This window comes from Brevibacillus sp. AY1 (genome assembly GCF_029870785.1).
In the GTDB taxonomy this organism is placed as follows: domain Bacteria; phylum Bacillota; class Bacilli; order Brevibacillales; family Brevibacillaceae; genus Brevibacillus; species Brevibacillus invocatus.
The window spans coordinates 12,936-26,235 of the sequence record NZ_JAFLPN010000032.1; the positions used below are offsets into that span (position 1 = coordinate 12,936).

Sequence of the window (13,300 nt, forward strand, 5' to 3'; positions counted from 1 at the left end):
GAACCCCCTTCTTACCATCGGCAAAAAGGGGGCACTTTTTATTGCAGGAGATCCTTATTATCAGATGCCGGTGTTACATTAGTGGAAGCTTTTTTCTGCTGTCTTGCTTTCGGAATGAAAGCTGTCAGTTCCGCTATGTTCACTACTGGTTTCGACAGGGAGGATGCCGGGATTTCAAACAGCCACAGCTTGTTGCTTTTCGCTGCAACCTTCATGTTTTCCAGCGTGAAATGTACTTTCGCTACACTGTCTCCGGATTTATCGGAAACAATGATTGGAACCTCGGTAAATTCCAGACGCTTCTCCAGACCATTGCGGAAAGCAACGACAATCTTCAAGCCACTTTCATCGCTCGCCTGCACATCCAGCACTTGAAGGTCGACTTCACCTTCTCCCAAAGGATCGATCATAGCCAGCTTTGCCGAATATTGATCGACCTCTTTTGGAGTCAATCCACCAGTCTCTGTGTCTTGAACTTCGTTCTTCTTCACAACCACTTTTTTATAAGCGAGTGTCAAAGGAACCTCTTTTTCAGGCACCTTATCGAATTCTTCCCAGCGGAACAAGAACTCGGCAGGACGGCTGGACATTTCTCCCACTGGGCCAAGCGGTGTCAGATCAAAGATTTTCTTCGCTACAACTTCACCTTCTGGTGTCAATAGAATCAGAGGCAGTCTTTGCAGCAATACTCCACGTGAACTTGCATTGCGAATGTACGTAAGCACGAGATAACCTTCTTCGGTCACTTGCGTATAGAATGGAATAACCCCTACTTCATCACGAACAACCGCAGGCAATTCATCGTGAACGTATTGAAGCAGCTCAGCCTCGTTATCCTCCAGCTTGCTGTCCCAAGGTCCGTGCATAACCAGATACAATTCCTTGGCTGGAACTCGCGTTGAGGATTGCTCCGGGTTTTCAATGCCAGAGAGCCCCAGGTAGAATTCCTTGTGCAGATTCTCATGAATTTCCTCTTTTACTTGATCCAGGCTTTCTTTAGACCCAAACCAGTTTTCCAATAACCAACTCATATGTCAACCTCCTCATTCCCATACAAAGGATTTCAATCCAAGCTATTCTCGAACATGTACATGCCATCTATGCAGGTTGGCGTCCCGCTTTTTCACTGCGCTTGGCGGGAACACAATCAACCAAGGGCGGCTATTACCCGGCTTGACCTTGATTTTGCTCGCATTTAATGTCCCTTGCGCCACCAAGTCATGATCCTCGTCAGTAATAGCGATTTGTAATTCGTCTGGATCGTATACCATTTCCAGCCCATTTCTAAACAGAAGAGCGACCACCAATTGATCCTCTTTCGTCCAGCCGATGTCAAAACCGGTAATTTCAATGGAGTTGACCGGGATTGGCGGCAGCGTGTGAACCATTGCTTCCAGACGATCCTTTTGGCGCGTAGTCATGCGGCGCTCCATCTCGGGATCGAGCTCGAGAGTAGTTGGCCATACATGTGTGCTGTTCCCAGCTTTCATTACTACTTTCCAGCGTGTGAAGGAGTAGTTCTCATGCAAATAGGTTTCTTCCGGGAAAAGAACTTCCCATGGACGGCTCGTATGTGGCGGGATGGCACCCATTTCCTCCAGATTAACGGGCATCCGTGCAAAAGGCTTGTCATCCAGATAAATAGCCAAGCGAATATTTTTGATGCGAACCGGACGATCCGTCGCATTGCGGAAAAACAGTGCCACAGTCATCCCATTTTTTTGCGGGACCATACTGAAGCCTGTTACACTGATCATTCCCCGACGCATTTCAGGTAACTCAGCTTGTAAAAAGCGCAAGGTGTATTTTTTCTCTGAATCGAGCTGCTTCTCCCAGTTAGGATGAAGCGACAAATCTGTACGAATCATGTTTGAAGGACTGCTCGCTGGCTTTTCATCAGCAGCTTCAAACTCAGCTTCTGTATTGCGTAATTCTTCGACATCTACTGCCGACTCTTCCTGAATGTCTTTTTTTAGATCTTCTATGGAACGAGAGTCCCCGTGATCTTTGCTTAACCAGTTCTTAAAAAAGGAAAACATGGATAACCTCCTCACACGTCCGCACACGAACGAACCTTCTACATAATCATATCTGTTTCTCCAGGCAAGAGCAAATCAAACCAGCTTCAGCCAGGGCTCTGCTTATTGAGGCACCGCTGCTTTCCACCGCGATAAATCAGCATTTGATTTCAATACACTCTCTGCAGGGAAAATGAATAACCATGGCTTGCTTGTACTTGGATTGACGGTCAATCCATTCAGTTCGAACATTCCCCGTGCTACGGTATCTCCCGTCACATCATAGACAGCAAGCGGAAGCTTTTCAAAAGAAAGTGGCTGTGTCGAGCCGTTGCGAATCAACAGAATAGCATGCAACGCACCATCCTCCTGCTCGCGGAGCTGCACACTCTGGACATTCACTTCTCCTTCTTTCAACGCAGGGAGCCGCTGAGATAAATCAATCAGTGCTTGCTTTTGCTGATCACTGAGTGCTTTGATCCACGACTCTTCCAGTTCCAGCTGCTGGGGCAGTACCATTTTTTTCTGAGCGAGCTCAAAAGCAACCTTCCAATTATCCAACAGGACATTTACCTGCAAGAAATGCTCCCGAGTAAAGACAAACGACCACGGTCGAGCAGCATGAGCAGGAATTTCCCCTATCACAGATAAATCAAAGGATTGGCGGGTAAACAACTGCTGATCCCCGAACAGTACCACCAGGGTCATGGATTCCAAAAGCACAGGACGATCTGAGCTGTTCCGAATGAATGCTGTTACTTCTATTCCTTCGTCATGTGGAACGAGATGCGTTCCTGCCAGAGAAATATTCCCTTTGGCAAGTGGTGGCAGCTCTTGTGCTACAAAGGATAGCGCATACTTCTCCTGTTGACTGAGCTTTGCCTCCCACGTCTCATGCAGAGAGAGCGAAGTGACGACTCCGTCCTGCTCTGGGGCTTTTTGTTGTTCGGTCTGATGTGACTGTTCGGTATCGGTAGCCGCAAGTATCGACTCCTCTTGGACTTGTTCTCTGACCTCTTCCGGAGTTGGTGTATTCCCCATTAATTTCTTCAAGAAGGATAACATATCGTCTCTCCCAACTTTTCTCTTCATCTATATAGACTCTGCTCGTCATTCACTATAGCACAGTGACATCCTTTTGCAACATAGAAAACTTGGTATCCGAGGCATGGCAACTGCCTGTGCATCCAGCAGCAAACTGGCTGTGGCAAGGGTATAAAAGGAATATTTGATAGGATACCTGTACAGAAGGACAATGTCAAGGAATGTCAGGAATTCTCTGACAGAAACGTAAAGAGGACTTGCTAGTGCAAAGTCCTCAATCGTTCAGTATACACTCTTTCTATTTAACTACCTTTATCGTTATACGAATGCGCTTGCCGCCGTAATTTGCGGTGATGGTAGCCATTCCTTCCTTTATAGCCGTAATCTTCCCTTGCTCGTCTACGACTGCGACCTTTTCATTGGATGAACTCCACTCCACTTGCTCCATGACTTCTTCTGTAGAAAGATCCGGATATGTCGCTGTCACGACAGGAGAGACATCCTCGCCTTCCTTCAGTTCAAGACGCGAATCCGACACAGTCAGTTTACGCAGGCTAGTATCCACTCTGATTCTGACAGATTTGCCTCGATAGGTCCCCGTGATGGTGGCTGTTCCTATCCCAGTCGTAGTAATCATACCTTCTTCGACCACCGCAAGCTTGGCATTACTTGTCTTCCATTCAGCCTCATCCGTCACATCCTCACGCTCGTTTCCATAGTAAGCGTACAAAGTGACGGGGGTTTTAGCAAACGGTCTCATCCTTACTTCCGCGGGATCCGCCACCAGCTTGGTCATTTTTACACTTACTTGAATCGTGACAGATTTTCCACCATAGCTTGCGGTAATGGACGTGCTACCTGTATCGTGCGCAGTGACGATTCCCTCTTTTACCGTAGCAATTTGCTCATTGCGAGATTTCCAGATGACATCCGCAGGCGTCACTTCTTCCCGTGTCTTGTCTCCATAGGTTGCGTAAATCTTCAGGTCCGTTTCTGCATCTGGTTTCATCGTCAATCGCCGCTCAGACGATTCCAATCGGCTTACAACTACCTCTACGGGAATCGTGGTTTGCTTGCCCTCAAAGGAAGCTGTAAGCTTGGTTTTGCCGAAACCTATGGCATGGACCTCACCTTTGTCCACCTTAGCAACCGTTTCGTCCTGTGACTTCCACACAGCTCCATCCGTCACATTTGCTTGGGAGCGGTCGTCATAGGTAGCTGTCACATTCAACGCTTGTGTCCCTGCAGGGCGCAGCGACAGCTTGGATGGAGTGACAGCAATGCTGCGGAGATTGGCTGCGGGTGGTTCGTACTGAAGCGCTTGATAGGCGTTCACCAGACCATATCCATATTGACTGTCGCGTCCTTTTTTCCCTAGATCGACCGCTGTTTTTATCAGGCGCTCTTTGATTTGATCTACACTGAGTTTTGGTTCCTTCACTTTCAACAGTGCCACGGTACCCGACACAAACGGTGTAGCTTGAGAGGTTCCGCTCGAGTACGCATACCTACCGCCTTTAAAAGTACTCAGAATCTCCTCTCCGGGTGCTGCAAGTGTAATTCCAGAACCGTAGTTGGAGAATTTCGCCAACTCCAGTTCCTGATCGACTGCACTGACCGCGATCACACCTGGAAGGGAAGCTGGCAGGTAGCGTTCTACGCGATCTGCATCATTCCCTGCAGCCGCCACGACCACCGCTCCTTTTTTCAAAGCGTATCGAATCGCCTCCTCCATCATTCGCGGCTCACTGTTGCTTCTCTCGCCGGTGAGGCTGAGGTTAATGACATCTGCTCCCAGATCAGCCGCATCCATGATCGCAAACGACACGTCGTACATCGTACCCTCGCCGTACTTATTCAGTACTTTGAGCGGGAGAATCTCCACGTTGGCCTTTCCGCTCACACCAGCAATGCCTTCCTGATTCAGTTCTGCCGCAATAATACCGGCGACATGTGTTCCGTGCCCTTCATCGTCCATCGGATCGTCGTCACCATTGACGTAATCATACCCATTTCGGGTATCTACACGATTCACCAAATCGGGATGTGTATAGTCAACGCCAGAGTCAATGACTGCAACGGTTACCTTTGCTCCGCTACTTTTACTTTCCCAGGCTTGCGGTGCTTGAATGGTTTGCAGGCCCCATTGCTCTTCAAAGCGGGGATCTGTGATTTCTGCTGCTTTGCGCATCCGGATGTTTGGCTCTATGTATTCGATATTAGGGTCTTGGGCAAGACCATCCAGCACGTGCTCATCCCTATTAGCAGGCAGCTTGATTAAGAGATGCTGTCTATTTGCCCCTAATAGGGAAACTTCTCTATTATCGACACCGAGGTGAGTCATCGCTCTGGGTCCGGCCGCATTTTTTAGTTTGATGATGTATTCGCCGGTCTCACTGGACATGATCTTCGGCAGGGACTCTTGTCTCTCTTCGGCGAATGCTGTGGGTGAGAGGATGAAGGTACCAAGCAGCAGTGCAGCAACTAGCATTCCCCTTGCTACTTTTTTTAAGCGCAAATTCATAACCCCACTCCTTTTCTGTCTGTTTTGCTTTAGACAAGTATAGATGATGGGAATGGGGCAGAAAAAGAGATATTTTAGATTCTTTTTCTCAATAACTATACTACTGCATTTCTCACAATGTTTTTTAATAAATTGTGCTTGTTTGCCTGCCATTCTGACCGGATGTTGGCTTTGATTAGATCCACCAAATAGGGACGAAGTGGGTTGAAAGCCTGTAGGGAGTCAATCTTTTTGTTGATGGTTGCCATCGCGTACTTGTTTTCCATCAGGTGGTTTTTGTAGCTGGAAATGTAGAAGTGTTTTAGACCAGTCGACTGCTCTACACCCATTCCTTCCAGGAACACACCAAATGCTTTCACTTCGCCAACGTGCGACTCAATCGTTTTCGGGACAATCCCGTTGTCCACAAGATACTCTTCGAACTGCTGAATCACGTCCATTAGAAACACCTCTTAACATGCTAAAATCCCGAAGGCTAATGTCAGTCTTCGGGTCTACCCATTCCCGCAAATTTGATGAATGTACGCCTCATTTCCTCTTCGTCGTCTCCCCACACCGATAAGGACGTAGGGAATCTATCTACCTTTCTATAGACGATTCAGCACATTTAACCGGATGAGGAAGTCTTGATCCAATAGGGTATAGCAACAGACCTTTTTGTCTTAGGTACTTCAGACTCTGCTCCACCTTTTCTGAAAGAGGCACAATGACAATGGGCTTAACACGGTTCATTTCTTCGACAAAGTTCGCCAGAAGTACTTCTTGGATTTCTGCTGAAAGCATATAGTAATTATGATTCTTTCCTTCCTTCTCAAATCCAAACCACGAAATATTAGTCAGGTACACATCATCAAAAAAGGATTCTTTCCCATACCTCTCGATAACATCGAAAACAAAACCAGCACTTCTTTCACTATCCTGCTTGTTGACTGTGGGCATGATTTTGGAGAGGGAACGGAAGTCTAGAAATGGTATACCTGTTTTGCCTGCTCCAAACCTGCCTGGGTTCATTCCACATAGAACAAGCCTCGCACTTGATTTCGTGTATACGCTTTGGTAAAATTCTTTAACCAATTCATAGCCCGAAACGAATCCATCCAAAATTCGTATCCCATGTTGAGATAGTTCCTTTTTTATCCATTTATAATCTCCCTCAAACAACTGCTCGTAAAATACTCGCTTCTCCTCTAATATCCTAATCATGGCATTTCTCCATTTCCATGTCGGATTTGAGTTGTTCTGCTGGATGTTACGAAAAACAAGGAATGTCATCGCTAATCATTTGTCTGCTGTAGTCTTTTCTCCATCTCATCTTTTTCGGGGAAACACAGTTCAGCCCAGCTCCTTAGATGACGATAAGATATCTCATTATTAACGCTAACCATTGCCCATATCTTCTCGGAGAATTCTGGATGTACCACCCTCGGGGAAAGATGAAAAAAACTTCTGCCCAATGATGTAGCAACTTGATTCCAATCTCGAATAATATTGGAACGACTATTGAGAGAATCCATCAGAGTCGCAAAATCTTCTTCATTAAGCACTTCTGCTAAAATTCGCTCGTCCCTAGGGTTGTCGTGAAATCCGTTCCAGGCCTCCATTACTTGGGGCAACCAACCGTACCCCAGTATCTCCAGTCCGTTTATCCACTTGTATTCCATGCAAGGTAATCGTATCAGTCGCTTCATCCCACGTATAGGCAAGCGGTTGATGAAGCGATTTTTCCCCTGTGCTTTCATGGTCTGCCATCAGATTTCCAGCTCCATCAAAAATGGCTCCACTGGCCGTCTTTATTTCCACCCAGTCTCCCTCTGTCACCGTACCTGTGATGGAGAGATGAACCCTGACCGTTGATTCCCCACCGGTTAACGCATTTCCATCCGTTTTCGTTACTGAATCGATACGTACTTCTGTTGGATTCTCATCGCCAGAAATGTCTTCTACAGAAGCCACCAGATCGGAGACATCCACTGGGTCCCGGAAGCGTCAGATCCAGAGTAATGTCTGTACCCTGATCCATATCTACTTCTCCCTCACTACCAGTGGCCACCTTAATCCTGTCTTTGCGCAGCGTGACGACTTGCTCTGTGGTCATTTTACGGTCGATCAGGAACAGGTTGAAAGCCTGTAGGGAGTTAATCTTTTTGTTGATGGTCGCCACCGCGTACATGCCTTCCATCAGGTGATTTTTGTAGCTGGAAATGTAGAAGCGTTTTAGACCAGTCGACTGCTCTACACCCATTCCTTCTAGTTGCACACAAAATGCTTTCACGTCGCCCACGTACGACTCAATCGTTTTCGGGACAATCCCGTTCTCCACAAGATACTCTTCGAACTGCTGAATCACGTCCATCTGTAACACCTCCAGTAACGCAAAAAAAACCTACATCCATTGGTTGGACACAGGGCCATATGTCAATCTGATTAGCTTATATTTAGTGAGGTTGCTTTTTCAGTTTCTCTATTCCTTCTAACGGAAGTTTGGTCAGCTTGGCGACACGCTCTGGACTGTCACCCTCAGCAAGCATTTCTCTAGCGATTTCTAAAGCCTTTTGTCGCTCGCCTTCTGTTCGGCCTTCTGCTTTAGCTCCTTCAATCATATTTAGCTCATCCTTCAACGCCATCTCACGCATTTCATACAGTTTACGGGCTTCCTTATCCTGACTCAAAAACTCCAATACATTGATCGCCTTACGAATCGTTGGTTCGCTCATCGCCAATTCCTCCAGTTTCGTTTCACTCTCGGCTTTCAGGAACAACAACCATTTCACCAGCAGATCACTGGTTTCCTGATGTTCGAATCCAAGCTTCGGCAACTCAAGAAAATGGATTTCCAGATTGTCCGTCAAGATGAATTTCTCTGCGTCTTCCCTGAGACGAAAAACACTGTGGTAGCTCTTTGATGAAACTTCCCTAAACGTGTGGGACAATTCTCTAAATTGAAGTTTTTAAAGTAAAGTTGAAAAACTTTAAATGGGAGGATTAGAGTTGAATACTAGGGAGGTTACTAGCTAATATCGTTTCAACCAGTGGACGGAGATCGTCCGTCAATGCCGCAATAGTGGTCAGACAGTCGCTGTGCGGTGTGCTGAGAATAACATCAAACCAACAAGTTACTACTATTGGTTAAGAAGGATCCGCAAAGCTGCCTGCGAGGCACTTCCATCGCTTAGTGGAAACAACCCTATCGTTCCGGTAAACATTCCAGCCTCCACATCCGATACCGATTCCGTCGATCAAGAGGTATTGTCAGATATCATCATACGTTTTGGTGGTGTAACGCTCGCCTCCATGAATCGGTTGAATATCTGACGCGCAAGCTCTTCGGCAGAAGTACCGAGAAGACATCGTCCCTTTCTTTGGGGCAGATGTCTCTTTTTGATGAAGCAGAAACCCAAGCGGATCCGCTGGCACCAGAGCCTGACCTCAAGCAGGTAGAAGGTTACCAACGAAAGAAATTTAAAGGTCAGCGGATGGAACTTTTAAAGGATATCCCACACGATAAACGTCTTTGTACGCTGGATGTAGAAGACCGCTGTTGCGAAGCATGCAACACTACTCTTGTATCGGTCGGTGAAGAGTTCGTCCGTACCGAAATCGAGTTCATTCCTGCCAAAGTTAGGGCCATCGATTATTACCGTGAAACCTTTGAGTGCCGCACCTGTCGTAAAAACGGGGAACCCTACATAGAGAAATCACCCATGCCTTATCCCGTGATCCAGCATTCCATGGCTTCTCCCTCCACGGTAGCATGGGTTATGTATCAGAAATTTGTCAACGCCCTTCCTCTTTACCGTCAGGAAAAGGAGTAGCGAACACTGGTCTAAACCTTAGCCGTGCTACTATGGCCAATTGGATTTTAGCTGCCTCTCGCGACTGGTTGGTGCCATTAGTGGAACGCATGCACCAGAAACTCCTACAAGAAAACTACTTGCATGCTGATGAAACCACCGTCCAAGTGATGAATGAAAAGGGACGGAAAAACACCACCGCTTCCTATATGTGGGTATACAGCAGCGGCCAGCATGGCAAACATCCCATTCGAATCTTCGAGTATCAACCTGGCAGAAGTGGCAAATACCCTCAGGAATTCAAAGGGTATCTTCACTCAGATGCATATTCGGGGTACAAAAAGATTACAGGTATCAAAAGGTGCCTTTGTTGGACGCATCTTCGAAGGAAATTCGTAGATGCCCTGCCGAAAGATATACAGAGCCCGGAATCCACCCTTCCTGGCCAAGGCATTACATTCTGTAACAAACTCTTCGAGATTGAAAAAACTCTTGAGAACCTCTCGAGCGAACAACGCAAGTCAGAGCGTCTGAAGCAGGAAAAACCCGTTTTAGAGGCTTTTTGGGCGTGGATTGATGCCACCAGAGGCAAGGTTCTGCCCAAATCCAAACTAAGTGAGGCTGCCAATTGCCAGGGGTACAGTTCGGGCAACACCCGGAATTTCTTGAAGATTATTTTCCATGGAGTCCAGATGTTCAAGAAGCCTGCAAATAGAGCAAAACTCAGAGAGCAGAACTCAGTCTACACGAGTTTCTGCTCTTTTTCTATCCACTGAGTTATTTGACGCTTACGAAAAATCACAATTATCACTTCCAACGGAGAGGTGTTCTCACTGAAACAAAAAATCCTGAATACAGGGGGAGCCCCGCATCAGGATAGATCGTGCCAATCTTTTTAGCTGAAATAATGTTCTTTTGCTTGTTCTCGCAGCATTCGTTTCATGAATTTCCCAACAGAGGTCTTGGGGATCTCGGCAAGAAAGACCAGATCGTCAGGGACCCACCACTTGGTAAACTGGGCTTGCAAAAAGGCGAGCAATTCCTCCTTCTCCACCTTTCCTTTGGCCCCCTCCTTCAGTACGACAAATGCGATTGGTCGTTCGTCCCATTTGGGGTGCGGAACACCGACTACGCTTGCTTCAAACACAGCCGGATGGGCCATCAGGGCGTTTTCCAAATCGACTGTTGAAATCCATTCTCCCCCGCTCTTGACCAAATCTTTGGTACGATCAACAAGCTTCACAAAGCCCTCTTCATCAATAACAGCCACATCACCGGTATGGAGCCAACCGTCTATAAACGTTTCTTTTGTTCGATCATCATTATAGTACTCACCGGCAATCCAGGGACCGCGAAGGAGCAGTTCTCCCATTTCCTGACCGTCCCATTTAACATCTCCGCTCTTGCCAATAATTTTCATTTCCAAGCCTGGCACCAGGATCCCTTGCTTTGAACGAATATCGAGCTTCTCACCTTGCGAGAGCTCTCGTTGATAGCTCTTTAGACAAGATACGGTGGCAAGTGGACTGCTTTCCGTCATCCCGTAGGCATGCAAAAAAGGAATGCCGAATTTGGTCTCAAATGTTTCAATAATGCCGCGGGGAGCTGCTGAACCGCCGCATATCGCCGCGCGTAAGCTGGACACATCATATTGCTCTTCTTCCAACACTTTTAAAATGCCAAACCAGATCGTGGGAACACCTGCTGCTAGTGTCACCTTTTCCTGCTGGATCAGGTCCAGCAATATTTTGGGAGTGGGCCCCGGTCCGGGAAGCACCTGCTTCGCTCCGAGCCAGACAGAGGTAAAAGGTATGCCCCAGGCGTTGGCATGAAACATCGGAACGATCGGCATGACCGTGTCGGTTTCCGAGAGCGCAGCCGTGTCAGCCAGCCCAAATGTCATACTATGCAGGAATATCCCGCGATGGGAGTACACTACTCCTTTGGGGTTGCCGGTTGTAGCCGATGTATAGCACATTCCCATCGGCGCGTTTTCATCAAGATCATCCGGATAGGCATAGGCGGAGTCTCCCTGCTCGATTAATTGCTCGTAGGAATAGACGGGCTGAAGCGTTGTGGCAGGGAGTTCTGGTTGGTCTGTCATCACGATATACGCTTGGATTGAAGGTAATTGATGCTGGATGTTTTCAATTAATGGCACCAGATCTTCGTCGACAAGTAACACCTTGTCCTCAGCATGATTGATAATATATGCGATATGCTCCAAAGACAGGCGGATATTAACGGTATGCAGGACGGCTCCCATGCAGGGAATGGCAAAATACGCTTCCAAATGTCGGTGGTGGTTCCAGGCAAACGTGGCTACCCGGTCTCCTCGATGTACCCCGAGTGACTCCAGCACGCTGGACAAACAGCGTGACCTTCGAACGAAATCAGCGTAGGTATATCGGAATATACCGGCAGACGTGCGGGATACAATCTCCTTTTTGGGAAAGAACTTTTCCGCCCGCTCCAAAATCGGACGAAGTGTCAGTGGGTAATTCATCATTTGTTTTGACCTCCCCTTTCTATTCATGCGTTTCTATCATTTGTAATTTTCTGATTATTAATTGTCTGCATTTTACGCTTTGTGAATCGTAGTTTGCTTTGGTTCCATGAGCTTATTCTCTTCATTGTATGCCATTGGTTTTTCTTTTAGCAGAAATGAGCCGATTGCGGCTATACCCGCCAATGATGCAAAGAAAGCAAACACCTTACTGAAATCCTGTACACCGTCAGGCGAAACATGTACCAAATATCCGGCAACCAGTGGAGAAATAAACGCTCCGAATTGACCGAAACCATTGGATAATCCAGTAGCTCCGCCCACAACCTCTCGCGGATATCTCTTCTGAACATAGGCATAAACACAACCGGCATTTAAACTGATGAAAAATCCTGTAAGGAGAAGGAAGGTAAGCAGCATCACCGTATTCCCTTTTGGGACCGAACCGAGTGCCCACAGTACAGGAATGCAACCTAAGTAAGCGATCAGGGCTACAGGTTTCATGTGCCCAAATTTATCCATGAGCCATCCGCCAAAAAGAGTAGAAAACGCGGCTACAATATAAGGCGCCGATGCAAATAACCCCATTTGTTTCAAATCAAGCCCGTGTTGCTTAACCAAGAAGGAAGATAACCAGGTTGTGCTGCCCCAGTATATGCCAATATTACAGAACATAATAACCATGTAGATGTAGAAGTTTACATCCTTTAGAAAAAGACCATAGTTTTTCTTCTTAGGCGTATCGATAGGGCTTGCTTCCTCTTCGTGCTCCTCAATTAACTGATATTCCTCTTTACTTAACCTTCCTTTGTTCAGCATTTCTTTTGGCGTATCTGTGATGAAATACCACAACAGCAAAACACCGATAATACCGGGTATGCAGAGCAAGAAAAATACAGGTCGCCAATCACCGCCAAACCAATAAACGGAAATACTCGTAATGACTAATGGAACGATGGCGGGAGCAACAAAATTGGAAGTCGTAAACCACGACATGGCCTTTCCCCGCTCCGCCCGCGGAAACCAGTTGGTGATGGTTTTCGCAGCTGGAGCAAAATGATGCGCTTCTCCTATTCCCAAACCGATTCGCAGAATAAAGAATTGAGTAAATGTTTTAATGAACCCGGTAAGTGCCGTAATGGCGGTAAACACGATAATGGCAATATTCATGATTTTCTTCGGACCGAATTTATCTGCCAAGAATCCCGCACTGACTTGACCGAGCGCGTACGCAAAGAAGAATGTGGAAGCAAGTTGTCCAACCTCCGCCGGTGTGAGATTAAGGTCTTGTTGGATAAACGGCAGAAAGGTTAAAACCGCAATCCGATCAAAATAATTCACAACATACAATAACCAGACGATCAGCAATACGAAGTACCGATATCCCCAAATCTTTCTAACAGCGCTAGCCAATATT

Annotated in this window: 11 protein-coding genes and 2 pseudogenes; 2 read left to right on the forward strand and 11 right to left on the reverse strand. The window is 46.8% G+C overall.

Annotation, left to right across the window (positions count from 1 at the left end; translation table 11 throughout):
* Positions 1 to 38: 38 nt before the first annotated feature.
* The 9 genes from JZI27_RS19570 to JZI27_RS19610 form a co-directional block, all read right to left on the reverse strand.
* Entirely contained in the window at positions 39 to 1,031 is a 993-nt protein-coding gene (locus JZI27_RS19570) for an SLAP domain-containing protein (RefSeq protein ID WP_251243877.1), read from the reverse strand.
* A gap of 42 nt (positions 1,032 to 1,073) precedes the next feature.
* Positions 1,074 to 2,039: an SLAP domain-containing protein gene (locus tag JZI27_RS19575; protein ID WP_280208827.1), complete on the reverse strand. Its 966-nt coding sequence runs from the start codon at positions 2,037 to 2,039 to the stop codon at positions 1,074 to 1,076.
* Between the two features lie 102 nt (positions 2,040 to 2,141).
* The gene (locus JZI27_RS19580) at positions 2,142 to 3,083 is read right to left on the reverse strand and encodes an accessory Sec system S-layer assembly protein (protein ID WP_251243875.1); all 942 of its coding nucleotides are present in this window, start codon (positions 3,081 to 3,083) and stop codon (positions 2,142 to 2,144) included.
* 277 nt (positions 3,084 to 3,360) lie between these two features.
* Positions 3,361 to 5,586, reverse strand: coding sequence for a S8 family serine peptidase (locus JZI27_RS19585; RefSeq protein WP_280208829.1), 2,226 nt, complete (start codon positions 5,584 to 5,586; stop codon positions 3,361 to 3,363).
* 95 nt (positions 5,587 to 5,681) lie between these two features.
* Positions 5,682 to 6,026 carry a site-specific integrase gene (locus JZI27_RS19590; protein ID WP_280208831.1) on the reverse strand — a complete coding sequence of 115 codons (345 nt, stop codon included), beginning with the start codon at positions 6,024 to 6,026 and terminating at the stop codon, positions 5,682 to 5,684.
* A gap of 139 nt (positions 6,027 to 6,165) precedes the next feature.
* The gene (locus JZI27_RS19595; protein ID WP_280208832.1) at positions 6,166 to 6,789 is read right to left on the reverse strand and encodes a uracil-DNA glycosylase family protein; all 624 of its coding nucleotides are present in this window, start codon (positions 6,787 to 6,789) and stop codon (positions 6,166 to 6,168) included.
* Between the two features lie 363 nt (positions 6,790 to 7,152).
* The gene (locus tag JZI27_RS19600; RefSeq protein ID WP_280208833.1) at positions 7,153 to 7,539 is read right to left on the reverse strand and encodes a hypothetical protein; all 387 of its coding nucleotides are present in this window, start codon (positions 7,537 to 7,539) and stop codon (positions 7,153 to 7,155) included.
* Positions 7,508 to 7,939, reverse strand: coding sequence for a site-specific integrase (locus JZI27_RS19605; protein ID WP_280208834.1), 432 nt, complete (start codon positions 7,937 to 7,939; stop codon positions 7,508 to 7,510). Before JZI27_RS19605 ends, JZI27_RS19600 begins: the two co-directional genes overlap by 32 nt.
* An 82-nt stretch (positions 7,940 to 8,021) precedes the next feature.
* On the reverse strand, positions 8,022 to 8,516 hold the full coding sequence (locus JZI27_RS19610) for an Rpn family recombination-promoting nuclease/putative transposase (protein WP_280208835.1): 495 nt from the start codon (positions 8,514 to 8,516) through the stop codon (positions 8,022 to 8,024).
* A gap of 106 nt (positions 8,517 to 8,622) precedes the next feature.
* Here JZI27_RS19610 and tnpA point away from each other — a divergent pair.
* Together tnpA and tnpC are read left to right on the forward strand one after the other, a co-directional pair.
* Positions 8,623 to 8,898: pseudogene (gene tnpA / locus JZI27_RS25085) on the forward strand (IS66 family insertion sequence element accessory protein TnpA); the annotation flags it as partial.
* Positions 8,832 to 10,092: pseudogene (tnpC, locus tag JZI27_RS19615) on the forward strand (IS66 family transposase). The pseudogenes tnpA and tnpC, both read left to right, overlap by 67 nt.
* A 180-nt stretch (positions 10,093 to 10,272) precedes the next feature.
* Here the strand turns inward: tnpC and JZI27_RS19620 are convergent.
* Together JZI27_RS19620 and JZI27_RS19625 are read right to left on the reverse strand one after the other, a co-directional pair.
* Positions 10,273 to 11,886, reverse strand: coding sequence for a long-chain fatty acid--CoA ligase (locus JZI27_RS19620; RefSeq protein ID WP_280208836.1), 1,614 nt, complete (start codon positions 11,884 to 11,886; stop codon positions 10,273 to 10,275).
* A gap of 72 nt (positions 11,887 to 11,958) precedes the next feature.
* Complete coding sequence (locus JZI27_RS19625; protein WP_280208837.1) at positions 11,959 to 13,296, reverse strand: MFS transporter; 1,338 nt, start codon at positions 13,294 to 13,296, stop codon at positions 11,959 to 11,961.
* Between the last annotated feature and the right edge of the window lie 4 nt (positions 13,297 to 13,300).